Here is a 23,689-nt window from a genome sequence, read left to right on the forward strand (position 1 = left end):
TGCGCTATTTGCCCTTGAACTCCGGCGCACGCTTGGCCACAAACGCCGCCATCCCTTCTTTCTGATCCTGCGTCGCAAACGCCGCATGGAACACCCGACGCTCAAAACGCACGCCTTCCGTCAGGTTCACTTCAAAGGCACGGTTGACACTCTCCTTGACCATCATCGCAATCGGCAACGACTTGCTCGCAATCACCGCAGCGACTTTCAGCGCTTCATCCAGCAGTTCATCACTCGGCACAATCCGCGCGACAATCCCGCAACGCTCAGCCTCGACCGCATCAATCAAGCGCCCGCTCAGGCACATTTCCATGGCTTTGGCTTTGCCGACTGCGCGGGTCAAACGCTGGGTGCCGCCCATGCCCGGCAGCACGCCGAGGTTGATTTCCGGTTGACCGAACTTGGCGTTGTCGCCGGCCAGAATGAAGTCGCACATCAGCGCCAGTTCACAGCCACCGCCGAGGGCAAAACCGTTGACGGCGGCAATGATCGGCTTGCGGCGGTTGGCCACGCGATCGCTGTCGCTGAACAGGTCGTCCATATAGATCTGCGGGTAGGTCAGCTCAGCCATTTCCTTGATGTCGGCACCGGCGGCGAAAGCCTTTTTCGAACCGGTGATAACGATGCAACCGATGTTCGCGTCCGCTTCCAGCGTATCCAGCGCCTGGTTCACTTCGCTGACAAGTTGCGCGTTCAGGGCGTTCAGCGCCTGCGGACGGTTGAGGGTAATCAGGCCAACACGGCCATGGTTTTCCAGCAGAATCGTTTCGTAGCTCATTACATAACTCCTCATTCATTCCCCGTGTAGGAGCTGCCGCAGGCTGCGATCTTTTGACTTTGGTTTTCAAGATCAAAAGATCGCAGCCTCGTTGCACTCGTCAGCTCCTACACACGGGGTGGGGTTTATAGGTTACGGGAGATGACCATGCGCTGAATGTCGCTGGTGCCTTCGTAGATCTGGCAGACGCGCACGTCGCGGTAGATACGTTCCAGCGGGAAGTCGTTGAGATAACCGTAACCGCCGAGGGTTTGCAATGCCATCGAGCAGACCTTCTCGGCCATTTCCGAAGCGAACAGTTTGGCCATCGACGCCTCGACCAGTGCCGGCTGGCCGCTGTCACGCAGGGCCGCCGCGTAATGCACCATCTGCCGGGCGACGGCAATTTGCGTGGCCATGTCGGCGAGGCGGAATGCGACGGCTTGATGTTCGATGATCGGCTTGCCGAAGGTGTCACGTTCGCGGGCGTAATCACGCGCGGCTTCAAATGCGGCACGGGCCATGCCCACCGATTGCGAAGCGATGCCGACGCGACCGCCCTCAAGATTGGCCAGAGCGATTTTGTAGCCCTCGCCCTCCTCGCCCAAACGGTTGGCCACCGGCACCTTCACGTCTTCGAAAAGAATCTGGCAGGTGTCGGAGGCGTGCTGGCCGAGCTTGTCTTCGACCCGCGCAACTTTGTAGCCCGGCGAATCGGTCGGCACGATAAACGCGCTGATGCCGCGCTTGCCGGCGCTCGGATCGGTGACGGCGAAGACGATGACAATCCCAGCGTTCTGCCCGGACGTGATGAACTGTTTGCAGCCGTTCAGCACGTAGTGATCGCCCTCCAGCCGCGCACGGGTTTTCAGGCTGCTGGCGTCGGAACCGGCCTGCGGTTCGGTCAGCGCGAAGGCACCGAGCATGGCGCCGCTGGCCAGCGGTTTGAGGAAGCGTTCGCGCTGATCGTCGTTGCCGAACTTGAGGATCGGCACACAGCCGACCGAGTTGTGCACGCTCATGATCGTCGAGCAGGCACCGTCACCGGCAGCGATTTCTTCCAGGGCCATGGCGTAGGCCAGGTAGCCGGTGTCGCAACCGCCCCACTGCTCCGGCACGAGCATGCCGAAGAAGCCCAGCTCGGCCATTTCGCCGATGGCTTCCTTGGGGAAACGGTGCTCGCGATCCCACTCGGCGGCGAACGGCTTGAGGCGTTCCTCGGCGAACTGCCGGGCCATGTCGCGGATCTGGGTCTGGTCTTCGTTGGGAATCATGGTGAATCCTTAAATCCGGGTTTCCACAATCCCTTGTAGGAGCTGCCGCAGGCTACGATCTTTTGATCTTGCTTTTGTTTTCCAAAAATCAAAGTCAAAAGATCGCAGCCTGCGGCAGCTCCTACAGGGGTGGTGTGTTTAGTAGAGGCATTCCACGGCCATGGCCGTGGCTTCACCGCCGCCAATGCAGATCGCGGCGATGCCGCGTTTGAGGTTTCGCTGGCGCAGGGCCGAGAGCAACGTCACCAGAATCCGCGCACCGGAAGCACCGATCGGATGGCCGAGCGCACACGCACCGCCATGCACATTCAACTTGTCATGCGGGATTTCCAGGTGCGTCATCGCCGCCATGCCAACCACGGCAAACGCTTCGTTCACTTCGAACAAATCGACATCACCCAACGACCAACCGGTCTTCTTGATCAACTTCTTGATTGCCCCAATCGGCGCCACCGGGAACAAGCCGGGGGTGTCGGCGAATGCAGCATGACCATGAATCACCGCCAGCGGTTTCAACCCCAGCTTCTGCGCCTGCGATTGACGCATCAGCACCAACGCCGCCGCGCCATCAGAAATCGAGCTGGAGTTCGCCGCCGTCACCGTGCCACCTTCGCGGAACGCCGGTTTCAGCGAGGCAATCTTGTCCAGTTTGGCTTTCGGTGGCTGTTCGTCGTTGCTGATCAGCACCTGCTCTTTGCCGACGGTCACAGTCAGCGGGACGATTTCGTCCTTGAAGCTGCCGTCCTGAATCGCCTGCTGTGCGCGAGTGGTCGAGGCAATGGCAAAAGCGTCCTGCGCCTCGCGACTGAAATGGTTAGTCTTGGCGCAATCCTCGGCGAAGGTGCCCATCAAGCGGCCCTTGTCGTAAGCGTCTTCGAGGCCATCAAGGAACATCGAGTCGAGCACGCGACCATGGCCCATGCGGTAGCCGGCGCGAGCACGATCCAGCAGATACGGCGAGTTGGACATGCTCTCCATGCCACCCGCGATCACCACATCGGCACTGCCGGCGACCAGCATGTCGTGAGCGAGAATGGTGGTCTCCATGCCCGAACCGCACATCTTGTTGACGGTGGTGCAACGGGTCGACTTGTCCAGCCCGGCGCCCAGCGCAGCCTGACGCGCGGGCGCCTGACCGAGGCCGGCCGGCAACACGCAACCAAACAGCACTTCATCGACCGCATCACTGGCAACACCGGCGCGTTCAACCGCAGCCTTGATCGCCGCCGCACCGAGTTGCGGCGCGGTGAGGCTTTTCAGTTCGCCCTGAAAACCGCCCATCGGTGTGCGCACGGCGCTGACGATAACAATCGGATCGTTGGAAATAGTCATGACAAATCCTCCTTACTTGGCGGCCATGCGCAAGGCACCGTCGAGACGGATCACCTCGCCGTTGAGCATGCTGTTTTCGATGATATGCCGAACCAGTGCAGCGTATTCGGCAGGCTTGCCCAGACGCGGCGGGAACGGTACGCCGGCGGCCAGCGAGTCGCGGACTTCCGGGGTCATGCCGGCCATCATCGGGGTTTCGAAAATGCCCGGGGCGATGGTCATCACGCGGATGCCGAAGCGCGCCAGTTCACGGGCGGCGGGCAGAGTCAGACTGGCGATTGCGCCTTTGGATGCGGCGTAAGCTGCCTGACCGATCTGGCCGTCGAACGCTGCGACCGAGGCGGTGTTGATGATCACGCCGCGTTCGCCGTCGGCATTGGCTTCGGATTCGGCAATCGCCGCAGCGGCCAGACGCAGCATGTTGAAGCTACCGATCAGGTTGACGTTGATCACTTGCGCGAAGCTGCTCAACGCATGCGGGCCGTTCTTGCCGAGGATTTTCTCGCCACGCACGATGCCGGCGCAGTTGACCAGACCATTGAGGCTGCCAAACGCGGCGACGGTCGCTTGCACAGCAGCTTCGGCGGCGGCTTCGTTGCTGATGTCAGCCACCACACTTTGCGCGCCCAGACGCTGAGCCTGAGCGGCAACCGCCTCGGCGTTCATGTCCACCAGCATCACTTTGGCGCCGGCATTCACCAGCAATTCAGCGGTGGCCGCGCCTAGGCCAGACGCACCGCCGGTGACGATAAAAACCTTGTTCTCGATCTGCATGACTGTCTTTCCTGATTCAAGCTGAAACGTTATGCGCCGCGGCCTCTTGAGCCTTGGCGATTTCCTGGTTGCGCAAGATAAAGCGCTGCAATTTGCCGCTCGGGGTCTTGGGCAATTCGCTGACAAATTCGATTTCACGCGGGTACGAATGCGCCGCCAGACGCTTGCGAACATGTTGCCGTAGTTCCTCGGCCAGCTCCGGCGCGGCGCGGTATTGCGCACTCAACACGACAAAAGCTTTGACCAGCTCGGTGCGCTCCGGATCCGGTTTGCCGACCACCGCCGCTTCGACCACCGCCGGGTGCTCAATCAGTGCGCTTTCGACGTCGAACGGGCCAACGCGATAGCCTGAGGTGGTGATCACGTCATCGCTGCGGCCGACGAAACTGATGCTGCCGTCCGTGTTCCATTCCACGGTGTCGCCACTCAAGTAGTAATCGCCGACGAAGGCCTTGGTCGGCGCGCCTTCGTAGCCACCGAACCAGCACATCGGTGATTGCGGACGGTCGATGGCGAGGATGCCGGGCTGGCCGACACCGAGTTCGTGGTACTGATCATCGAGTACGACGATGCGATGGCCCGGCGAGGCGAAACCGGCAGCGCCGATGTGTACCGCGTGGTCGAGGCCGTGGTGGTTGCACAGCACCATGCCCAATTCGGTCTGGCCGTAGTGATCGTGAATAACCACGCCGAGGTTGTCGGCGAACCAGCGGATCACCTCCGGGTTCAGCGGCTCGCCGGCGCTGCTGACGATGCGCAATTTGCCCTTGATCGACTTGGCGAACTCGTCACCGCCGGCAATCAGCAGACGATAGGCCGTCGGCGAACCGGTGAGGTTGGTGATGCCGTATTTATTGATGACCCGGCAGGTACTTTCGAGGGTGAATGGGCCATCGTAAAAAGTGATCGGGTGGCCCATCGACAACGGGCCGGTGACGCCGAAATAAATGCCGTAGGCCCAGCCCGGATCGGCAACGTTCCAGAATGCATCTTCCGGGCGCAGATCGACGGCATCGCGGGTGTAGCTCTGGAACGCGACGATGGCTTTGAGTGGTACTGAGAGTGCTTTCGATGGGCCGGTGGTGCCCGAAGTGAACATCAGCAGGAACGGGTCTTCACCGGTCAGCAGCACTGGCTCGCAGAGGTTGGAATAATTGGCGAGTTCGGCCCAAAAACTGAAATCGCCACGGACGATGCCCTGGCCTTTGGCGCCGCCGACAGTGACAAGGGTTGGGCAATCGGCGACTTCAGTGAGTTTCGGCCGGTTGAGAGCATCAGTGACTACGACTTTGGCGCCGGAGCTGTTCAGGCGATGTTCGAGGGCTTTCGGGCCGAACGCGGTGAACAGCGGTTGATAAACCGCGCCGATGCGCCAGGTGGCGAGCACGGTGATGAGCAATTCGATGTTGCGCGGCAGCAGGCCGGCGACTTTGTCACCCTTCTGCACGCCTTGGGCGAGAAGGAAATTGGCGAAACGCGCAGCTTTGTCCTGCAGGTCGCTGAAGGTGTATGTCGCACTGGCGCCGTCGCGACCTTCCCAGAACAGCGCAATACGCCCGGGCAAGGCGTGGCGGTCGCAGCATTCGACGCAGGCGTTGAGCGCCTCCAGCGTACCGCTGAGCGCGGCTTCCACGGTGTGCTGATAGTTGAACTGTGCGGTGGCAGACAAGTAATCGCGCATTGCCAGAATCCCTCTGTGTTTTTATTAGGCTGGGAACCGTAAACAACAGAGGGATAGTCGCGCTGTGCGGGGGTTGGGGCAATGGTCAAAGCCATCAAAGTGGCTGACTGGTTTGGCCATGCCTTGCTACACCGATCGTTCCCACGCTCTGCGTGGGAATGCGGCCGCGGACGCTCTGCGTCCACCTCAGAACCGGAACGCGGAGCGTCCCTAGAGGCATTCCCACGCGGAGCGTGGGAACGATCATCATGGACTGGCGCTTTCGCGAGCAGGCTCGCTCCCACAATTTGAAATGCATTCCCCTGTGGGAGTGAGCCTGCTCGCGATAGGGCCGGGTCAGACAATCTCATTCAAAATCAGCGTCCGATAGTGCCCCGGATTCGACCCCGACCACTTCCGAAACGCCTTATAAAACGAACTCGCATCGGCAAACCCCAACCGACTCGCAATCTCAACAAAACTGATCGAAGGCTCCGCCAGCCAGACAATCGCCAATTCCTTGCGCACGCTGTCCTTGAGCCCCTGATACGTCTGCCCTTCCTCGGCCAGTCTTCGGCGCAAGGTCGAGGCCGACATGCACAATTGCTGCGCCAGGGCCTCGGTTTCCGGCCACTGCTCGGCCGGCAACTCTCGCAGATCCTGCTTGATCCGACTCGCCAGGCTCTCGGGATCGCGGTACTTCACCAGAATGTTCGCCGGCGCATGGGCCAGAAAGCGTTTCAGCTCTTCGGCAGACCGCTTGATCGGCAGATCGAGGCAATCCGCCGAGAAGATCATCCGCGTGCGCGGTCGATCGAAACGCAGGTTCTCGGAAAACATCACCCGATAGTCATCGGTGAAATCTGGCTCAGCGCAACGCAATTCGATCGCTAGAATCGGAATCCGCCGCCCCGCCAGCCAGCAGGCGACGCCGTGGACGATCATCCAGTAAGTGAAATAGGTGAAGGCGCGACGCGGTTCGGGGTCACTCTCAAGCAGCACAATCTCCGCGAGGCTCTGCTGGTGCACCAACTGCGCTGGCATGCGCTCCAGCATCAGCGAGAGAAAACTCAAACCCGTACTCAAACCCGCTGCCAGCGTGGGTTGCGCCATGGCGCTGCGACAAAGGAATTCCAGACTGCCGGACTTGAGCCGGCGCGGATCCATGCCAAAAAATTCGTCGTCACCGCGCCGGGCCAGCAGGCGCCAGAGTTTGGCGTATTGCGAGGCCGGCACCCGACCGTGGTCGGTTTGCAGCAGCGCCGGATCAATCCCGACCTTGTTCAAGACCTCTTCCGTGGCCACGCCCGGGGCGCAACTTTGCAGCAGCGCTTCACGCACCAGTTGAACGGCGATGGTGTCTTTTTCCGACATGGAGCGCGCGTATTCCTGTTGTTTTTTCGATGACACGCATCTTACCTCAGGCCACACGAAACCCTATGTAGGAGCTGCCGAAGGCTGCGACTTTTGATTTTCAAAACCAAGATCAAAAGATCGCAGCCTTCGGCAGCTCCTACAAAGTTCCGGTGTCACCCGCATGAGAATGGTTGTTCTTTACTTTGTTCAGCTTCTGTTCAGGTTTGTGTCAATGATTGTCATGTGAGAATGGTTGTCATTATGTTACAACTTGTAACCCCTCAGAATGATTCGTTGGACACCTAATGCTCGTTCCTTTTCTGATCATGCTGCGCGAAGGCATTGAAGCCGCGCTGATCGTTGGCATCATCGCCAGTTACCTCCAGCAAACCGGCCGTGGCCAGTGGATGCCTGCCGTGTGGATCGGCGTTTTCCTTGCCGCCGCCCTCGCCCTGCTGGTTGGTGGTGGTCTGGAACTGGTCAGCGCCGAATTCCCGCAAAAGCAGCAGGAACTGTTTGAAGGCATCGTCGGGCTGGTCGCCGTGGGGATTCTCAGTTCGATGGTGTTCTGGATGCGCAAAGTTGCTCGTTCGATCAAGCATTCGCTGCAAGCCTCACTCGATCACGCGCTGACTTCTTCGAAGCATCAGGTCATTGCGCTGATCGCCATGGTCTTCTTTGCCGTGGCCCGCGAAGGTCTGGAAACGGTGTTCTTCCTGCTCGCGGTGTTCCAGCAGAGCGAAGGCCCGGGCGCGCCGATCGGTGCCCTGCTCGGCCTGATCCTGGCGATCATCGTTGGCGTCCTGATCTACAGCGGCAGCATGCGCCTCAATCTTTCGGCGTTTTTCAAGTGGACCGGCCTGTTCATTCTGGTGGTTGCCGCCGGGATTCTCGCCAACTCGGTGCAGGCGCTGCATGAAGCCGGGCTGTGGAATCACCTGCAAACCGTGCTGTTCGACTTCAGCGCGACGCTGCCGATGGATGGCCCGTTGGGCTCGGTGCTGGCCGGCATGTTCGGTTATCAGGATGCACCGACCGTCAGCACCCTCGGTGCCTATCTGCTTTATCTGCTGGTGGCGCTGGTGATGTTCTTTCTCCCCGCGCCCAAACCCGCCGCGCAATCGTCTTCCGTTTCCAGCCAATAAGGGCATCCATGTCAAAGCCTAATACTCCTCAGGCCTCCCCTCCCCGCGCCTTGCGCTGGGCGGTGGCCGGTTCGGTGGTCATCATGATCGCCGCCGGTGGCCTGTTCTGGTACGCCTCGAAAATGGCTGCGGCCAAGCGTCAGCACAATCACGATGAAGTGGTGGTGAATATCCATCCGGGCAGTTGCGAACCGAATGCGCTGACCGTACCGGCCGGCCGCGCCAGCTTCCGTATCGTCAACCGCTCCGACCGCGCGGTGGAATGGGAAATTCTCGACGGCGTGCTGGTTGTCGAAGAGCGCGAGAACATCGCGCCGGGCCTTAGCCAGGTGATCAACGCCAATCTGCAACCGGGCGATTACGCGATTACCTGCGGCCTGCTGAGCAACCCGCGCGGCACCTTGCACGTCACGCCGACTGCCGCCTCTGATGCGGCCGCGAAAGCCAAGCCGTCGATGGTGGCTTTCGTCGGGCCGTTGTCGGAATTCCGCGTTTATCTGGCCAGCCAGAGCAGCGTGCTGATCAAAGCCGTGACCGCGCTCAATCAAGCGATTGAAAGCGGTGATTTGAATCAGGCTCAGGCGTTGTACCTGCCGGCCCGTGCGGCTTATCAGCGTCTGGCCCCGGCCGCTCAACGCCTGGCCGAGCTGGACAACAGCATCAACGCCCGCGCCGATTATTTCGAAAACCGCGAACAGGATCCGGCCTTCGTCGGCTTCCATCGCCTCGAATTCGGCCTGTTCCAACAGCGCAAACTCGATGAACTGGCGCCAATAGGCCAACGCCTGCTCAGCGACGTCACCGCGCTCAAACAGCAACTGCTCGCGCAATCGCTGCCACCGGAGCAACTGGTGAACATCGTCGTGCGCAACCTCAACACCTTGGCCGACGTGCGCGCCGCCAGCGGTGAAGAGGAACGCTACAGCCACAGCGATCTCAACGGTTTTGCTGCGAATGCCGAAACCGCGCACAAAGTCGTCGATCTGCTGCGGCCAATGCTGAGCAAGTCAGCCGCTGACCTGCTGCCGAAAATCGACAAGGCACTGGCGGACTTCGACACACAACTCAACAGCTACAAGATCAAGGACGGCTACGCCAGCTACGACTCCGTCAGCGGCGAACAACGCAAGCAGATCGCCGACAAGGCCCAGGCTCTGGCCGACGCGCTTGATGGCATTGATCCCGCCCTCGGCCTCTCCGGCCTGTAAGCAGAAGACGAATTCGCGATGAAAGATTTGGAACCCCTCAACTTGCAACGTCGCCGTGTCCTGATGGGCATGGGCGCCGCCGGTGTCGCCCTCGCCGGCTCAGCCCTGAGCTGCCCGGCCATGGCCGCCGCGCCGGCGCAAGTCACCGAAGCGCCGAGCAGCGACAAAACCGAAGACCGCCACGATTTCCACGGCGTCCACCAGACCGGCATCGTCACCCCGCGCCCGGCGTCGGGCATGCTCGTTTCGTTCGACGTGTTGGCCAGTGATCGCGAAGACCTTGAGCGACTGTTCCGCACCCTCAACGAGCGCATCGCCTTCCTGATGAAGGGCGGCCCGGTTGAGCAAATCGATCCGAAGTTGCCGCCACCGGACTCCGGCATCCTCGGCCCGAACGTGACGCCGGACAACCTGACCATCACCGTTTCCGTCGGCGAATCGCTGTTCGACGAGCGCTTCGGTCTGGCCGATGCCAAGCCCAAGCGCCTGCAACGCATGGTCGGTTTCCCCAACGATGCGCTGGAGGCCGATTGCTGCCACGGCGATCTGAGTTTGCAGTTCTGCTCGAACACCACCGACACCAATATTCACGCCCTGCGCGACATCGTCAAAAACCTGCCCGATCTGCTGCTGGTGCGTTGGAAACAGGAAGGCAGCGTGCCGCCGCAAGCCCCGTCGAAACCGGGTGTGCCGGCGCAATCGGCGCGCAACTTTCTTGGTTTTCGCGACGGCTCGGCCAACCCGAATTCCAACGATGCGAAAGCCATGGACAACATCGTCTGGGTGCAACCGGGCAGAGATGAGCCGGCCTGGGCCGCGCATGGCAGTTATCAAGCGGTGCGGATCATCCGCAACTTCGTCGAGCGCTGGGATCGCACGCCGTTGCAGGAACAGGAAAGCATCCTTGGCCGGGTGAAAACCTCCGGCGCGCCTATCGGTGGCAAACACGAAACTGAAGTCCCGGACTATCACAAAGACCCGGAAGGCAAGCTGACCAAACTCGACGCGCACATTCGCTTGGCCAACCCGCGCACCGCCGCGAGCCAGGCCAACCTGATCCTGCGTCGGCCGTTCAACTATTCCAACGGCGTCAACAAGAACGGCCAGCTTGACATGGGCCTGCTGTTCATCTGTTACCAGGCCGATCTGGAAAAAGGCTTCATCACCGTGCAGACCCGCCTCAACGGCGAACCGCTTGAGGAATACCTCAAACCGGTCGGCGGCGGTTACTTCTTCACCCTCCCGGGTGTTACGGGCGACAAGGATTTCATCGGTCGCTCGCTGCTCAACGCCACACAACCCAAAACCGCTGCCTAAAAACAACATTCAACACTGGAGCCGCCCCCATGAAGAAGACGCCACTCGCGTTATTGCTGACCCTTGGTTTGCTCAACACCCCGCTGTCGGCGTTCGCCGCGACAGCGCCGCTGGATCTGGTCGGGCCGGTGTCGGACTACAAGATTTACGTCACCGAGCAACTCGATGAGCTGGGCAGCCACACCCAACAATTCACCGATGCGGTGAAGAAAGGCGACCTGGCCACCGCGCAAAAGCTCTACGCCCCGACCCGCGTTTACTACGAGTCGATCGAGCCGATTGCCGAGCTGTTCAGTGACCTCGATGCGTCCATCGATTCGCGCGTCGACGACCACGAGAAAGGCGTGAAGGCTGATGACTTCACCGGTTTTCACCGCATCGAGTACACGCTGTTCTCGGAGAAAAGCACCCAGGGCCTGAACGAGCTGGCAGACAAGCTCAACAGCGACGTCAAAGACCTGCAAACCCGCGTCGCCGGCCTGACCTTCCCGCCTGAGAAAGTCGTGGGTGGCGCTGCTGCGTTGCTGGAAGAAGTCGCTGCAACCAAGATTTCCGGCGAGGAAGATCGCTACAGCCACACTGATCTGTATGACTTCCAGGGCAACATCGACGGCGCGAAGAAAATCGTCGATTTGTTCCGTCCGCAGATCGAGAAGCAGGACAAGGCGTTCATCGCGAAGGTCGACAAAAACTTCGCCACGGTCGACAAGATTCTGGCCAAGTACAAGACCAAGGATGGTGGGTTCGAGACGTATGACAAGGTGAAGGATAACGATCGTAAAGCGCTGGTCGGGCCGGTGAATACGTTGGCTGAAGACCTGTCCACGTTGCGTGGGAAGCTCGGTCTGAATTGATTTTTTGTAGCGGCTAGCAAGGCCCCATCGCGAGCAGGCTCACTCCTACATTTGGAATGCGTTCCCCTGTAGGAGTGAGCCTGCTCGCGATAGCGGCTGCATGACCACGACAAATGTAAAACCTTACAAAATCCGGTACAGCAACCGCTCAATCCGCACCCGACTCACGCGCTTGAGAAACTTCGCCACCGCGCCCGGATACTCCGGCAACGTCTCAAGATTCTGAAAGCTGTCGATCCGCGTGGTATGGCGGAAAATCTCTTCCAGCTCCTTCGCCCGTGGTTCCAGCCACTCGCCTTTCGGGTCTTCAATCAGCAGCGCGTTTTCCAGATCCAGACGGAACGCCCGTGGATTAAGGTTGTTGCCGGTCAACAACGTATAACGCTGATCAACCCACATACCCTTGAGGTGATAGGTGTTGTCGCCATCACGCCACAAGTGCAAGTTCAATTGGCCGCTGTCGATATTGCGCTGATGCCGTTTGGCAAAGCGGCGCAGGCTGATCTCGTACAGATACGGCAGCGCCGCAATCACCTTGAACGGCTCGCTCGGCGGGATGTAGAAGTCGTTGGCGGTCTTGTCGCCGACCACGATGTCGATCTTCACGCCCCGCGCCAATGCGCGGTTGATCTCGCGGATCACGCCCAGCGGCAAGTTGAAGTATGGCGTGCAGATGGTCAGCTGTTGTTGCGCGCTGGCGATCAGTTCGAGAATCGCCCGGTTCAGCGGGTTGTTCTTGCCGACGCCGAGCAACGGTGTCACCGACAGACCGTCTCTGGCGGTGCTGCCAGTGGCCGTGTCGTACGTTGCATATTTGAGGCGGCTGCGCAGATCTCCGATGTCATTGCGCAAACTGCGCGTAGTCGGCAGGTTCGGCAGGTCGAGGCGATGCACAGCTTTTGATTCGATCAAACCGTGTTTGACCAAGTGATGCATCGAGTCAGCCAGTTCATGGCTTTGCAGCACGTGGTAACGGTCGAAACGATACTTGTCGAACTTGTGCAGGTAAACGTTGTTCAGGCTCGCACCGCTGTAGACCACGCAATCGTCGATCACGAAGCCCTTCAAATGCAGGACGCCGAACAGTTCGCGGGTCTGCACCGGCACGCCGTACACCGGCACTTCGCTCTGGTGCGTGCGGGTCATTTCCTGGTACCACGCGGAGTTGCCCGGCTGCTTGCCGGCACCGATCAGCCCGCGCTGAGCGCGCAGCCAGTCGACGACCACGGCGATTTCCAGCTCAGGACGTTTGAGCTTGGCGGCGTGGAGAGCATCGAGAATTTCCTGACCGGCTTCGTCTTGCTGCAGATACAGCGCAACGATGTAGATGCGCTGGGTCGCCGTGGCGATTTTTTCCAGCAGGCAACGACGGAACTCGGCGGCGCCGGACAGAATGGTCACGGCCTCGGCGGTCAGCGGAAAGCTGCGCAGTTTGGGCAGCAAGGAACGTTTGAAAAGCAACGGCATAGGGCTCGCAATGGGTCGAATCCGAAGAACCCGAGAGCTTACACCATCGCATCCTTCGGGTCTTGTTAGAGCCCTCAAACAGATCAAAAGATCGCAGCCTTCGGCAGCTCCTACATTGGCCCGTGTAGGAGCTGCCGAAGGCTGCGATCTTTTGACTTAAAAAACAATTGCAAAAGGAGAACGCCCGTTCTACTGTCAGCCACATGAACGAACCAATCAATACCGAAACCCGCGACATTATCCTCGACGTCACCGAAAAACTGATCTACAAAAGTGGCATCGCTGCCACCAGCATGGATCTCCTGGTGAAAACCGCCGGCGTCTCGAGAAAAAGCATCTACCGTTATTTTGCGGACAAAGACCAACTGGTCGCCGCCGCTCTGCAACGCCGCGACATTCGCTGGATGCACTGGTACCGAAACGCCGTTGATCAAGCCGAAACCCCGGCCGATCGCCTACTCAACCTGTTTACCGTGCTCAAGGAGTGGTTCGCCTCGGAAGGTTTCCGTGGTTGCGCCTTCATCAACACCAGCGGCGAAACCGGTGATCCACAGAATCCGGTGCGTCTGATCGCCAAGGAACACAAACAGAAGCTGCTCGACTACGTGGTTGAGCTATGTACCGAACAGGGTGTCGCGGATCCGCAGCAACTGGCGAGACAGCTGCTGATCCTGATTGATGGCGCCATTACCGTAGCGCGGGTGATGGGCGATCACAGCGCCGCCGATAACGCGCAAAACATGGCGCGAAAGTTGTTGGATCTGTAATGCCTTTATAAGCCGGACTTGTTGTTAAACCGCAAACCCTATCGGGAGTCTGATATGTCTACTGCAGCGCAAGTACGTCCGCCATTGCCACCCTTCAACCGCGAGTCGGCGATCGAGAAAGTGCGTCTGGCCGAAGATGGCTGGAATTCCCGCGATCCGGAAAAGGTCTCGCTGGCCTACACCCTCGACACCAAATGGCGCAACCGCGCCGAGTTCGCCGACAACCGCGAAGCAGCCAAAGCCTTCCTGACGCGCAAGTGGGCGAAAGAGCTGGATTACCGCTTGATCAAAGAACTCTGGGCCTACTCCGACACGCGCATCGCGGTGCGTTACGCCTATGAATGGCACGACGATTCGGGCAACTGGTTCCGTTCTTACGGCAACGAGAACTGGGAGTTTGATGAGCAAGGCCTGATGTTCCAGCGCTATGCGTGCATCAATGACCTGCCGATTAAAGAGAGCGAACGCAAATTCCGCTGGCCACTGGGCCGCCGCCCGGATGATCACCCAAGCCTGTCCGACCTGGGCCTCTAAGCCAGAACGCAGATCAAAGTGTGGGAGCGAGCCTGCTCGCGAAGGCGTCGAGTCAGTCAGTACAGTTGTTGCTGACACACCGTATTCGCGAGCAGGCTCGCTCCCACACTGGCTTTTCAGTGTTCAGGCAACGGCGGCGGTTTTTTCGGATTCGAGTTCGCGCACTAGCGGCAACACCCGCTCACCGAAATATTCCACTTCTTCCTGAAAGTGCAGAAACCCCGCCAGCACCAGATCCACACCCACCGCTTTCAACGCTACGATCCGCTCGGCGATCTGTAACGGCGTACCAATCAAATTGGTCTTGAAGCCATCGTTGTACTGCACCAGATCCTCGAACGTTGATTTCGCCCAGTTGCCTTCACCCTCCGGCGACGCTCTGCCCGCCTGTTTCGCCGCATCGCCAAACGCGTTCACCGCTTGCGGATCGGCCTGATCGATGATCTGCGCCAACACCGCTCGCGCTTCTTCTTCGGTGTCGCGGGCAATCACGAACGCATTGACGCCAATCTTCACCGAATGATTATTCGCCGCTGATTTGGCACGAATATCGTCAACCTGCGCCTTGATTCCTTCGACGCTGTTGCCGTTGGTGAAATACCAGTCCGACACCCGCGCGGCCATGTCTCGCGCGGCGCGGGAACTGCCGCCCTGAAAGATTTCCGGCCGCCCCAGCGGTTTCGGTTTCAGGCTGTAATGGTCGAAACGGTAGAAGTCGCCGCGAAAGGTGAAGTTGTCCTGACTCCACACACCGCGCAGGCAGCGAATGAATTCTTCGGAACGGCGATAACGTTCGTCGTGCTCCAGCCAGTGCTCGCCAATCGCCTGAAACTCGCCTTTGAACCAGCCGCTGACGATGTTCACCGCGATGCGGCCGTTGGTGAGTTGATCGATGGTCGCCAGTTGTTTCGCCGCGAGCGCCGGTTGCCACGGGCCGGGCAGGAGCGCGGCGATGACTTTGAGCTTGGTCGTCGCGGCCAGCAGTGCATGACTGAACGCAACCGACTCATGCTGGAACTCGGCGCCGTAACCGGCGGTGAAGCGGATTTGCGTCAGCGCGTATTCAAACCCGGCGGCTTCGGCGATTTGTGCCAGTTTGCGGTTGTAGTCGATGCCCCAATCGGTGCGCTGTTCGATCTTGCTGACCACCAGCCCACCGCTGACGTTTGGCACCCAGTAGGCAAATTTGACGGGTTGCTGGCTCATTGGCGTGTCCTCGGGATGTTTTGGGAGATGGGAGAGGTAGAGCAGCAAGTGTGCCAGGGTTGGAATGCCTGGTTTTATTGATGTTTAGCGTGGAGTAGATGTTTTGTAGAGGGGGAATTTGTTGGCTGGCTGTTGAGTGGGCAACAGTAGATTTTGCAGTGGCTGGAAAGCCGCCTTCGCGAGCAGTCTCGCTCCCACAGGGGATTTGTAGTGAATATCGATATTGCGAACAACCCAGAAACTGTGGGAGCGAGCCTGCTCGCGAAGGCGTCCGATGGGTCGCCGCAACAGTTGGATACAGGTAACATAACCGCCCTCCCCGCAGCTCCCGTTCTGCGCCCTGCCGAATAAGCCGATTCCATGCCCTTCGAACTCAGCGTTGACCTCACCACCCTGGCGATTCTCGCCCTTGTCGCTTTCGTTGCCGGTTTCATCGACGCCATCGCCGGCGGTGGCGGTCTGTTGACCACACCCGCGCTGCTGACCGCTGGCCTGCCGCCACACTTGGTGCTGGGCACCAACAAACTCAGTTCAACATTCGGCTCGGCGACCGCCAGTTTCACCTTCTACCGCCGCAAGTTGTTCCATCCACGGCAATGGGTTCACGCCATTGTCGGCACACTGGTCGGCGCATTGACCGGTGCCGTCGTCGCCCATTACCTGCCGGCTGAATGGCTGAACAAGATGCTCCCGGTGATCGTCTTCGCTTGCGGCCTGTACCTGTTGTTCGGCGGCACGCCAAAAGCACCGCTGGACAGCGACGCGCCGATCAAAAAGAAATGGCAATCGACCCAAGGCTTCAGCCTCGGTTTCTACGACGGTGTCGCCGGCCCCGGTACCGGCGCGTTCTGGACGGTGAGCAGCCTGCTGCTGTACCCGATCGATCTGGTCAAGGCCAGCGGCGTGGCGCGCAGCATGAACTTCGTCAGCAACATTGCGGCGCTGTCGGTGTTCGTGTTTTCCGGGCAGGTGGACTGGATCATCGGCCTGAGCATGGGCCTGTCGGTGATGGTCGGCGCGTTCTTTGGTGCGCGCACCGCGATCAGCGGCGGCGCCAAATTCATTCGCCCGGTGTTCATCACCGTGGTGCTGGGTCTGACCGTGCGCCTAGCCTGGCAGCACTGGTTCAGCGTGGCCTAAGCGCCGCGCCACGTAGACGTCGATCAGGTAACGGGCAATCGACTTGGACGCCGGCAACGGCGGCAGGTCGTGCACGTTGAACCATTGGGCGTCCTCGATCTCGTCTTCCTGACAGACAATCTCGCCCCCCGCGTATTCGGCATGGAAGCCGAGCATCATCGAATGCGGGAACGGCCAGCACTGGCTGCCCAGATACTCGATGTTCTTCACCTCGATCTGCACTTCTTCGCGCACTTCCCGAATCAGGCATTCTTCCGCCGACTCGCCCGGCTCGGCAAACCCGGCCAGCGTGCTGTAGACCCCGGTGACGAAACGCGGTGAGCGCGCCAGCAGAATCTCGTCGCCGCGAGTGATCAGCACGATCATGCTCGGCGAAATGCGCGGATAGCTGCGCAGATCGCATGGCTGGCAATACATCGCCCGCTCGCGCGGCACTTGCGTCATCGCCTGTCCGCAGTTTCCGCAGAATCGATGCTCGCGCGCCCAAGTGCCAATCTGCGCGGCGTAACCGAGCACTTTGTAGATCGTGTGATCGCCCTCAAGCATGAACGCCCGCAGACCTTTCCAGATGCACCCCGGCACCTCGCTGGCGCTGCGCAACTCCAACAGATACACCGGCTCGCCGTCGAGATGGCCAATGCCGTGCTCGGTGAGGACTGACAAGTCCTGACGCTTGAGCCATTCCCGGGGGAACAGCGCGCCGTTGTCATCGAACAGAAAGCCTTCCGGGCTGCGCGCCACGGCCCAGCCGCCCGGTTGATCGGTGTCGAGTACTGCAGTGGTCCAGCGAGCTGTCATGGTTTCTCAGTCCAGGAATTCGGGTTTCTGTTTGCTCATATGGGCGGCCATGGCCACGCGCAAGTCGGTGGATTGCAGCATGGCGGCATTCCAGGTGGCAACGTATTCGAGGCCGTCGTCGATGCGATGGTCGCGCATGTAGCTGATCATTTCCTTGGTGCCGGTGACCGCAATCGGCGACTTCGAGGCGATTTCGCGAGCGATGTCGAGCACGCCTTCGAGCAGCGCGTCTTTATCGCTGTAAACGCGATTGACCAGGCCAATGCTGCGCGCCTCGTCAGCGCCGAAGGTGCGACCGGTGTAGGCCAGCTCACGCAGCATGCCGTCACCGATGATCCGTGGCAACCGTTGCAAAGTGCCAACATCGGCGGCCATGCCGATATCGATTTCCTTGATCGAGAATTGCGCGTCTTCGGCGGCGTAACGCATGTCGCAGGCAGCGATCAGGTCGATCGCGCCACCCAGGCAGTAACCCTGAATCGCCGCGAGCACCGGTTTTCGGCAGTTGTCGACGGCGTTGAACGAGGCTTGCAGGGTGAGGATTTTGCGGCGCAGCAGGCGCGCGTTGCGGCCGACGTCCTTGCCCAGTTCATTGGCGACGCCGGCGAGCATCATCAAATCGATGCCCGAGGAGAAATGTTTACCGTTGCCGCTGAGCACCACCACGCGCACTTCGTCGGTGTCGTCGATCCATTGGAAGATCTCGACGATCTCGCTCCAGAACGCCGCGTTCATCGAATTGATCTTTTCCGGGCGATTGATCTGCACATGGGCGATGTTGTCGGCCAGTTCGACGCTGAAGGCGGAGTATTGAGTCATGGCAGTGATCCTTTACCGGGCAGAAAATGAGGCCCGAACTATAACAAGGCATCACGGTGGCGGTTCGGACAAATGCGGGACTGACTTGAAGAGATGTACTGCAACCCTCCACCCCGTAGGAGCTGCCGCAGGCTGCGATCTTTTGCTGTTGTTTATGAAAATACAAAATCAAAAGATCGCAGCCTGCGGCAGCTCCTACGGGGACTTGCGCGTCACGAAGGCTGCGGTTTCGTAGGGAACCGTCACCACATCCCGGCCCCGCAGCTCCGGCTCAGACTGGATCAACGCGCGAATCTGCTCATCCACCCTGGCACGCTGTGCCTGCGGCAACGCGGCAATGAAACTGGTCGAACGCACGCGGTTAAACAAGACATCCTCCGCCGACCCGGTATGCCCATTGTGAAACTGTTGCACCTGCAACGGCCCAAACGCCGGATGCGGAAACGCCTTGCGCCATTCACCGGTGTAGTAACGCGGCGTATCGCCCTCCAGCGCATTGACGATCGCGTCCAGCTTCGGCACCCAACTGACTCGCGTATCACGCAGGTTCCAGATCAACCCGAGCCTGCCGCCGGGCTTAAGTACCCGAGCGATTTCCGTCAGCGCCTCTGCACTGGCAAACCAATGAAACGCCTGCGCACAGACCACCACATCCACCGAGGCATCCGGCAAGGGCAAGTCCGTCGCCGTGCCGTGTACAGCCAGCACCTGCGGCCAGGCATCGGCGAGTTTTTCCAGCATCTGCGCCACCGGTTCAACGGCAATCACCTGCGCGCCCGTCGCTAGCAACCGGCCAGTGAACTTGCCGGTACCGGCGCCCAGATCGATCACGGTTTGGTGATTATCCAGCCCCAGCGTTGCGCTCAGCCAGTCGCTGACTTGAGGCGGGTAATCCGGGCGTCCTTTGACGTAGGTATCGGCAGCGGTTTTGTAGCCGCCAGTGGCGTGATGGAGCTGATCGTTCATGGCAGTCCCCTATATGGCAAAGCTTCGGATCAACGGCAGACGCTCACGAGCATAGCGCCGGAATTTGTGCCTCACTTGAACAGTCACTGACAAAGCAATGAATAAAATTTCACGCTGTGGTGTTCAAAGTGAAACATAACCTCCTGTGGAGCCTTGCCCATGACTATCCGTTCCGTTATGTTCGCCGCCCCGTTGCTGCTGGTCGCCGCGATGTCCAGCCATTTGGCCTTCGCCAACGGTGATGAAGACGAGCCGGTGAAGAAGCCCGAATGCCCGAAAGGCCAGGTCTGGGACAGCAAGTCGCAAAAATGCGTGCTGCAAACCAGCAGCCTGTTGCCGGACGCCGATCGCACCGACTACGCCTATCGACTGGCCAAGGACGGGCGCTACGAAGAGGCGCTGGCACTGCTCGACACACTGCAACAACCGAACACCGCCAAAGCCCTCAACTATCGCGGTTACGCCACGCGCAAATTGGGGCGCACCGACGAAGGCATCGGCTATTACCTGCAATCGGTGAAACTCGATCCGCAGTACGCGCAAGTGCGCGAATACCTCGGCGAAGCCTATGTGATCAAAGGCCGCGTCGACCTGGCGCAAGAACAGTTGCAGCAGATCAAATCGATTTGCGGCACGTCCTGCGAGGAATATCAGGATCTGGCGCAAGCCATCAACGACTCATCAAAAACCTGACCTATCACAGCGGAGGCCATCATCGTCAGCGATCAGGCATTCAGAGCGGAACTCGGACAGCATCTGGCGCGATTGTGGCGCTACGGTTTGCTGCTGTCGCGCAATCGGCATGTCGCCGAGGATCTGGTGCAGGCGACGTGTGTGCGGGCACTGGAGCGTTCTGCTCAATACGCGGCGGGCACGCGCATGGATCGCTGGCTGTTGAGCATTCTGCATTCGATCTGGCTCAATGAAGTGCGCGCGCGTCGGGTGCGCAACGGCGCCGGCCAGGTCGATGCCGACGGGCAACTGGCGTTTGATGGCGAGTACTCGGCGCAGACGCATGTGATGGCTGCGCAAGTGATTCGCCGCGTAGATGCGTTGCCCGAAACCCAGCGCGAAACCGTGTATCTGGCCTACGTCGAAGGATTGTCTTACCGCGAAGTCGCCGAGATCCTGCAAGTGCCGATTGGCACGGTGATGAGCCGCCTCGCCACCGCGCGGCTGAAACTCGCCGAATATCCGCCGCTGCAAGCCGTACCGAAAGCCACCGAAGGAGATCGCCCATGAACACGCCTTCGGATGAGCAACTCGTCGCCTATCTGGACGATGAACTCGACGCGGACTATCGGCGTGAACTCGACGATGCCGTTGCTGAAGACTCGCTGCTAAATCTGCGCGTGCAATGGCTCGCCCGCAGCAACCTGCCGTACAAAAACGCCTACGACGAACTCGCACAACAAGCACCGATGGAGCGTTTGCAGGCGCGGCTTGATGCGATCGCGTCGCCAGAACGTCCGGGAATAAGTCGACGCTGGTTCATCGGCGCGGCGGCGGCAGCGCTTGTCGGCGCAGGCGTACTGGCTGACCGCCTGGTGCTCGGTTGGCAAGCGAAACAATCGCACAACTGGCGTGAACTGGTCAGTGACTACATGGCGCTGTACGTGCCGCAAACGCTCGCGCACCTGCCCACCGACGACGCTGCGCAACGGGCGCAACTGCAGACCGTAGACAAGCGCTTGGGGCTGAATCTTTCAACGGCAAAACTGAAGCTGCCCGGCGCCGAATTCAGGCGTGCGCAAGTGCTCGAATACGACGGCGTGCCGATCGCGCAGATCGTCTATCTTGACGCCAAATACGGGCCGCTGGCGCTGTGTGTGACGCGATCGAACAGCGGCAGTCGGCCAATCGCGCAGGAACACCGGCACAACATGAACGTCGTTTATTGGACCGAACGCGAACACGCCTGGATGCTCATCGGTTACAACCCGTCCTCCGAACTGGCGGGCATGGCCAAGTCACTGATCAATACTCGACTCTAATGTTGTCGAGGCTGAACCAGTCTCCGGTCGGACAGGTAATCTTGATGAACTTGATTCCCGCTGCGGCTAACGCAACCCCTACCGGAGTGCTGTATGAAGCCCCGAGGAATTGGCTGCCGAGCAACGCTCCGTCAGCGGCGAAATATTCCGCAAAGCTGTCACCGAAGTTGACACTCACATGATAGAAGCCGATTTTTGAACAGGCCTTTTTCAATTCCAGTTCTACGACGACCGGTTTCGGACCAAACGCATCGCGACCAATGCTCAGCACTTGGCCTTCGATCTGGCCGAGGAATGATTCGCCGATGTCGCAACGCTGCATGATTGCGCATTCGCCGTCGCCTGACTGGAAAGTGAATTTGAGGTTGGACGTTTCCATGACGCCTCCCTCTTTCACCGCTTGCGGGCTGGCGCTGGTGAAATCCTCCAGCAGCGTGGCGGGAGAGTCGAAGACTTTGTAGTCGATCGTCTTGTACGTCACGGCCGCACTCTCGTCCTTGCTTCCGTCGAAAGACACCTTCAACTCCAGCGTGACCGCACTGCCCGGTTTGAATTTTTCGAGTTCAGCGCGGGGCAACGTATTCTCCAGACCACTAATCACTTCAACCGGCGTCACCGGGGCCCCGTTGGCGATCAGAATCTCGTGCGGCCTATCGCTGTGATCCGTCCCGATCAGGCGAAACCAGCGCAATTGGCCGACCGCCATCGCCGGCCACGATTTACAGGTTGCCTCAGCCGGGCCGATAAACGCCCCCATGTCCAGCGTGTCACCCAACGCTTGGGTGATACGAGGTACTGGCAGCTGCCAGTCGCCGTGTGCAATTGGCTGCACGATGACGTCAACGGCACCTGAAGGTTGAAGGCCTCCAGCACGCAACAACTCCCAATAAAGCTTGATGGTTTTACCGTGATTGGCAGCAATCCCCTCCGGCTTGAGCAAGAAGGTTGCCTGCTTGTCTTTGTTGAAGTTGATTGGCGCAAACACTGGCGAACCCAGCCCGGAAACACCTTCGACCACCAAGCGTGCCTGATCGCCTTCGTGTGCATCCGGGTAGTCCACTCGCACAGTAAGCCCGTTCGGGAATGCCAGCGGTTCCACTTCGCTGCCGGCGCCGACCAGCGTCGGCGGATTCAGGTCGGAGGCCGCTGAGCCGGTGATGCTGACCGTCAGCGCTTCTGAACGGTCCAGCGAGACACCGCCGCTCATCCGTGTGTAGTGAAAAATCGCTTTGCCGCCTGCAGCAGCGGCGAAATGCGCATGAGGTACCGGGATTGAATACATGAACGGCGTGTTTTTGATTGTCTCGATCAGGGTCAATGCTTCTTCGCCACCACCGGCGGTACGGAAGATGCAGCGCAGATGGATTGCATCGTCCTTCAACCAACTGCGCGGCACATAAACCTGCGCAGTGGCCGGATTGCCGTCAAGTTTGCTCAAATCAATTGTGTCCGGATCATCCTCGGCATCGTTCGGATCTTCACTGACAATTGGTGGGTCGTACCAATTGCCCGTGAGATTCACATAGATATGTTGCACCGCTGAATCGGGATTGTTGGTGTCCGGGCCGTTCCCGGCACAGTCGTACACGGTGTAACTCAGCGGAAAATCCCGATGATCGCCCGCTGCAATGAACGTTGCTTCATCGATGGTCATTGCCACTGGCAGGCCGCTGTCGGCCTCCGCCTGATTCACTGCGTGTTTCAAAACCACCCCGTTGCAATCGAGCAGGATCGTATCGAACGGCCTCATCAGCGGATAAAAAACATTTACGTTGACGCCATCGCGCGCTCGGTCGGCGTTCACCCCTTCATCGCGGATGGACTGCGCGATCTCCAGCGTCAGCTCCGAGTGCCCCTCGTTACCCGGATCGAAATCCACACCGCCTGGACGCTTGCTGTGAAACCAAAGCAGCAATGGATGCGAAGTTTCGTGCTCCACACCGGCCCGCTCAAAGGCGTATTCAAGCGTATTGACCCCGTCCTTCCAGAGCTTTGCCGGCACAAACAGGGTCGCCTGCTGACTCTCCTCGCCTGCCGTAATGATTTTTTTATCAGCCACCGCGCCGTTCAGGCGCAACAGCAGCGAGTCATCCGCCGCCGTGCTCAACGATGGTTGAATGAATACCTTCACGCCTTCGGGATTGAGCTGAGTCAGCGCCAGTTGCACCGCGCCATCGACCGGTTGCGGTGCAGTCACCGGTTCTTTCATACCGGGAACACTAGGCTTGTCGAGAGTGGGCGCGGCCATCGGCTTCAGTCCTTTGCGAGGAGACGGGATTGATCAGGGCAGTAACCTGTCCCTTTCATCAAATCCCCTAACA

At 59.6% G+C, this 23,689-nt stretch carries 22 protein-coding genes; 10 read left to right on the top strand and 12 right to left on the bottom strand.

Annotation, left to right across the window (positions count from 1 at the left end; genetic code table 11):
* Positions 1-4: 4 nt before the first annotated feature.
* The 6 genes from ACIOMO_RS03270 to ACIOMO_RS03295 all read right to left on the bottom strand — a co-directional run bounded on the left by ACIOMO_RS03270 (position 5) and on the right by ACIOMO_RS03295 (position 7,171).
* On the bottom strand, positions 5-778 hold the full coding sequence (locus tag ACIOMO_RS03270; RefSeq protein ID WP_401238042.1) for an enoyl-CoA hydratase: 774 nt from the start codon (positions 776-778) through the stop codon (positions 5-7).
* Positions 779-903: 125 nt separating this feature from the next.
* Positions 904-2,031 (bottom strand): acyl-CoA dehydrogenase, encoded by a 1,128-nt coding sequence (locus ACIOMO_RS03275; protein WP_025109815.1) that lies wholly within the window; start codon positions 2,029-2,031, stop codon positions 904-906.
* A 138-nt stretch (positions 2,032-2,169) separates the two neighbouring features.
* Entirely contained in the window at positions 2,170-3,363 is a 1,194-nt protein-coding gene (locus ACIOMO_RS03280; RefSeq protein ID WP_401238045.1) for an acetyl-CoA C-acyltransferase, read from the bottom strand.
* Between the two features lie 12 nt (positions 3,364-3,375).
* The gene (locus tag ACIOMO_RS03285; RefSeq protein WP_053120266.1) at positions 3,376-4,137 is read right to left on the bottom strand and encodes an SDR family NAD(P)-dependent oxidoreductase; all 762 of its coding nucleotides are present in this window, start codon (positions 4,135-4,137) and stop codon (positions 3,376-3,378) included.
* Between the two features lie 16 nt (positions 4,138-4,153).
* Positions 4,154-5,818, bottom strand: a complete 1,665-nt coding sequence (locus tag ACIOMO_RS03290) for an AMP-binding protein (RefSeq protein ID WP_401238049.1) — start codon at positions 5,816-5,818, stop codon at positions 4,154-4,156.
* A 336-nt stretch (positions 5,819-6,154) separates the two neighbouring features.
* Entirely contained in the window at positions 6,155-7,171 is a 1,017-nt protein-coding gene (locus ACIOMO_RS03295; RefSeq protein ID WP_401238052.1) for an AraC family transcriptional regulator, read from the bottom strand.
* A gap of 287 nt (positions 7,172-7,458) precedes the next feature.
* On the opposite strand from ACIOMO_RS03295, the gene efeU reads away from it, so the two are divergent.
* Genes efeU through efeO (ACIOMO_RS03315) form a run of 4 tightly spaced genes read left to right on the top strand, consistent with a single transcriptional unit; the run spans position 7,459 to position 11,677 of the window.
* The gene (gene efeU, locus ACIOMO_RS03300) at positions 7,459-8,298 is read left to right on the top strand and encodes an iron uptake transporter permease EfeU (RefSeq protein WP_401238055.1); all 840 of its coding nucleotides are present in this window, start codon (positions 7,459-7,461) and stop codon (positions 8,296-8,298) included.
* Between the two features lie 8 nt (positions 8,299-8,306).
* Complete coding sequence (efeO, locus tag ACIOMO_RS03305) at positions 8,307-9,506, top strand: iron uptake system protein EfeO (RefSeq protein WP_401238058.1); 1,200 nt, start codon at positions 8,307-8,309, stop codon at positions 9,504-9,506.
* Between the two features lie 18 nt (positions 9,507-9,524).
* Positions 9,525-10,823 carry an iron uptake transporter deferrochelatase/peroxidase subunit gene (gene efeB / locus ACIOMO_RS03310; RefSeq protein ID WP_401238061.1) on the top strand — a complete coding sequence of 433 codons (1,299 nt, stop codon included), beginning with the start codon at positions 9,525-9,527 and terminating at the stop codon, positions 10,821-10,823.
* Between the two features lie 29 nt (positions 10,824-10,852).
* Positions 10,853-11,677 carry an iron uptake system protein EfeO gene (gene efeO / locus ACIOMO_RS03315; protein ID WP_053120279.1) on the top strand — a complete coding sequence of 275 codons (825 nt, stop codon included), beginning with the start codon at positions 10,853-10,855 and terminating at the stop codon, positions 11,675-11,677.
* Positions 11,678-11,800: 123 nt separating this feature from the next.
* Here the strand turns inward: efeO (ACIOMO_RS03315) and pssA are convergent, their stop codons facing one another.
* Complete coding sequence (gene pssA / locus ACIOMO_RS03320) at positions 11,801-13,144, bottom strand: CDP-diacylglycerol--serine O-phosphatidyltransferase (RefSeq protein ID WP_401238065.1); 1,344 nt, start codon at positions 13,142-13,144, stop codon at positions 11,801-11,803.
* 203 nt (positions 13,145-13,347) lie between these two features.
* Between pssA and ACIOMO_RS03325 the strand changes: the two genes are divergently transcribed.
* Both ACIOMO_RS03325 and ACIOMO_RS03330 read left to right on the top strand, forming a co-directional pair.
* Positions 13,348-13,911 carry a TetR/AcrR family transcriptional regulator gene (locus tag ACIOMO_RS03325; RefSeq protein WP_053120283.1) on the top strand — a complete coding sequence of 188 codons (564 nt, stop codon included), beginning with the start codon at positions 13,348-13,350 and terminating at the stop codon, positions 13,909-13,911.
* A 54-nt stretch (positions 13,912-13,965) separates the two neighbouring features.
* A complete protein-coding gene (locus ACIOMO_RS03330; protein ID WP_401238068.1) occupies positions 13,966-14,445 on the top strand; it encodes a DUF1348 family protein in 480 nt (159 codons plus the stop codon).
* Between the two features lie 123 nt (positions 14,446-14,568).
* Here the strand turns inward: ACIOMO_RS03330 and sfnG are convergent, their stop codons facing one another.
* Positions 14,569-15,651, bottom strand: coding sequence for a dimethylsulfone monooxygenase SfnG (gene sfnG, locus ACIOMO_RS03335; protein ID WP_282359333.1), 1,083 nt, complete (start codon positions 15,649-15,651; stop codon positions 14,569-14,571).
* Between the two features lie 360 nt (positions 15,652-16,011).
* On the opposite strand from sfnG, the gene ACIOMO_RS03340 reads away from it, so the two are divergent.
* Positions 16,012-16,791: a TSUP family transporter gene (locus tag ACIOMO_RS03340; RefSeq protein ID WP_053120291.1), complete on the top strand. Its 780-nt coding sequence runs from the start codon at positions 16,012-16,014 to the stop codon at positions 16,789-16,791.
* Here ACIOMO_RS03340 and nudC read toward each other — a convergent pair.
* From nudC to ACIOMO_RS03355, 3 genes are all read right to left on the bottom strand, one after another.
* Positions 16,759-17,589, bottom strand: a complete 831-nt coding sequence (gene nudC / locus ACIOMO_RS03345) for an NAD(+) diphosphatase (RefSeq protein WP_159815813.1) — start codon at positions 17,587-17,589, stop codon at positions 16,759-16,761. The genes ACIOMO_RS03340 and nudC overlap by 33 nt on opposite strands.
* A 6-nt stretch (positions 17,590-17,595) precedes the next feature.
* The gene (locus ACIOMO_RS03350; protein ID WP_077572777.1) at positions 17,596-18,408 is read right to left on the bottom strand and encodes a crotonase/enoyl-CoA hydratase family protein; all 813 of its coding nucleotides are present in this window, start codon (positions 18,406-18,408) and stop codon (positions 17,596-17,598) included.
* Between the two features lie 195 nt (positions 18,409-18,603).
* Positions 18,604-19,374, bottom strand: a complete 771-nt coding sequence (locus ACIOMO_RS03355) for a class I SAM-dependent methyltransferase (protein ID WP_401238072.1) — start codon at positions 19,372-19,374, stop codon at positions 18,604-18,606.
* Positions 19,375-19,533: 159 nt separating this feature from the next.
* On the opposite strand from ACIOMO_RS03355, the gene ACIOMO_RS03360 reads away from it, so the two are divergent.
* The 3 genes from ACIOMO_RS03360 to ACIOMO_RS03370 all read left to right on the top strand — a co-directional run bounded on the left by ACIOMO_RS03360 (position 19,534) and on the right by ACIOMO_RS03370 (position 21,368).
* A complete protein-coding gene (locus ACIOMO_RS03360; protein ID WP_159815816.1) occupies positions 19,534-20,067 on the top strand; it encodes a tetratricopeptide repeat protein in 534 nt (177 codons plus the stop codon).
* Positions 20,068-20,130: 63 nt separating this feature from the next.
* Positions 20,131-20,616, top strand: a complete 486-nt coding sequence (locus tag ACIOMO_RS03365) for an RNA polymerase sigma factor (RefSeq protein ID WP_401239417.1) — start codon at positions 20,131-20,133, stop codon at positions 20,614-20,616.
* The gene (locus ACIOMO_RS03370; protein ID WP_401238075.1) at positions 20,613-21,368 is read left to right on the top strand and encodes a transcriptional regulator; all 756 of its coding nucleotides are present in this window, start codon (positions 20,613-20,615) and stop codon (positions 21,366-21,368) included. The genes ACIOMO_RS03365 and ACIOMO_RS03370 overlap by 4 nt, the downstream gene beginning before the upstream one ends.
* Here the strand turns inward: ACIOMO_RS03370 and ACIOMO_RS03375 are convergent.
* Positions 21,352-23,616 carry a hypothetical protein gene (locus tag ACIOMO_RS03375; RefSeq protein WP_401238077.1) on the bottom strand — a complete coding sequence of 755 codons (2,265 nt, stop codon included), beginning with the start codon at positions 23,614-23,616 and terminating at the stop codon, positions 21,352-21,354. The genes ACIOMO_RS03370 and ACIOMO_RS03375 overlap by 17 nt on opposite strands.
* Between the last annotated feature and the right edge of the window lie 73 nt (positions 23,617-23,689).

Origin of the sequence: Pseudomonas sp. NPDC087804 (assembly GCF_044742965.1) — a bacterium.
In the GTDB taxonomy this organism is placed as follows: domain Bacteria; phylum Pseudomonadota; class Gammaproteobacteria; order Pseudomonadales; family Pseudomonadaceae; genus Aquipseudomonas; species Aquipseudomonas rustica.

Bases quoted from the DNA above. Each gene is read 5' to 3' on its own strand.
- ACIOMO_RS03270 (WP_401238042.1), bottom strand. From the start codon at position 778: ATGAGCTACGAAACGATTCTGCTGGAAAACCATGGCCGTGTTGGCCTG.
- ACIOMO_RS03275 (WP_025109815.1), bottom strand. From the start codon at position 2,031: ATGATTCCCAACGAAGACCAGACCCAGATCCGCGACATGGCCCGGCAG.
- ACIOMO_RS03280 (WP_401238045.1), bottom strand. From the start codon at position 3,363: ATGACTATTTCCAACGATCCGATTGTTATCGTCAGCGCCGTGCGCACA.
- ACIOMO_RS03285 (WP_053120266.1), bottom strand. From the start codon at position 4,137: ATGCAGATCGAGAACAAGGTTTTTATCGTCACCGGCGGTGCGTCTGGC.
- ACIOMO_RS03290 (WP_401238049.1), bottom strand. From the start codon at position 5,818: ATGCGCGATTACTTGTCTGCCACCGCACAGTTCAACTATCAGCACACC.
- ACIOMO_RS03295 (WP_401238052.1), bottom strand. From the start codon at position 7,171: ATGTCGGAAAAAGACACCATCGCCGTTCAACTGGTGCGTGAAGCGCTG.
- efeU (WP_401238055.1), top strand. From the start codon at position 7,459: ATGCTCGTTCCTTTTCTGATCATGCTGCGCGAAGGCATTGAAGCCGCG.
- efeO (WP_401238058.1), top strand. From the start codon at position 8,307: ATGTCAAAGCCTAATACTCCTCAGGCCTCCCCTCCCCGCGCCTTGCGC.
- efeB (WP_401238061.1), top strand. From the start codon at position 9,525: ATGAAAGATTTGGAACCCCTCAACTTGCAACGTCGCCGTGTCCTGATG.
- efeO (WP_053120279.1), top strand. From the start codon at position 10,853: ATGAAGAAGACGCCACTCGCGTTATTGCTGACCCTTGGTTTGCTCAAC.
- pssA (WP_401238065.1), bottom strand. From the start codon at position 13,144: ATGCCGTTGCTTTTCAAACGTTCCTTGCTGCCCAAACTGCGCAGCTTT.
- ACIOMO_RS03325 (WP_053120283.1), top strand. From the start codon at position 13,348: ATGAACGAACCAATCAATACCGAAACCCGCGACATTATCCTCGACGTC.
- ACIOMO_RS03330 (WP_401238068.1), top strand. From the start codon at position 13,966: ATGTCTACTGCAGCGCAAGTACGTCCGCCATTGCCACCCTTCAACCGC.
- sfnG (WP_282359333.1), bottom strand. From the start codon at position 15,651: ATGAGCCAGCAACCCGTCAAATTTGCCTACTGGGTGCCAAACGTCAGC.
- ACIOMO_RS03340 (WP_053120291.1), top strand. From the start codon at position 16,012: ATGCCCTTCGAACTCAGCGTTGACCTCACCACCCTGGCGATTCTCGCC.
- nudC (WP_159815813.1), bottom strand. From the start codon at position 17,589: ATGACAGCTCGCTGGACCACTGCAGTACTCGACACCGATCAACCGGGC.
- ACIOMO_RS03350 (WP_077572777.1), bottom strand. From the start codon at position 18,408: ATGACTCAATACTCCGCCTTCAGCGTCGAACTGGCCGACAACATCGCC.
- ACIOMO_RS03355 (WP_401238072.1), bottom strand. From the start codon at position 19,374: ATGAACGATCAGCTCCATCACGCCACTGGCGGCTACAAAACCGCTGCC.
- ACIOMO_RS03360 (WP_159815816.1), top strand. From the start codon at position 19,534: ATGACTATCCGTTCCGTTATGTTCGCCGCCCCGTTGCTGCTGGTCGCC.
- ACIOMO_RS03370 (WP_401238075.1), top strand. From the start codon at position 20,613: ATGAACACGCCTTCGGATGAGCAACTCGTCGCCTATCTGGACGATGAA.
- ACIOMO_RS03375 (WP_401238077.1), bottom strand. From the start codon at position 23,616: ATGGCCGCGCCCACTCTCGACAAGCCTAGTGTTCCCGGTATGAAAGAA.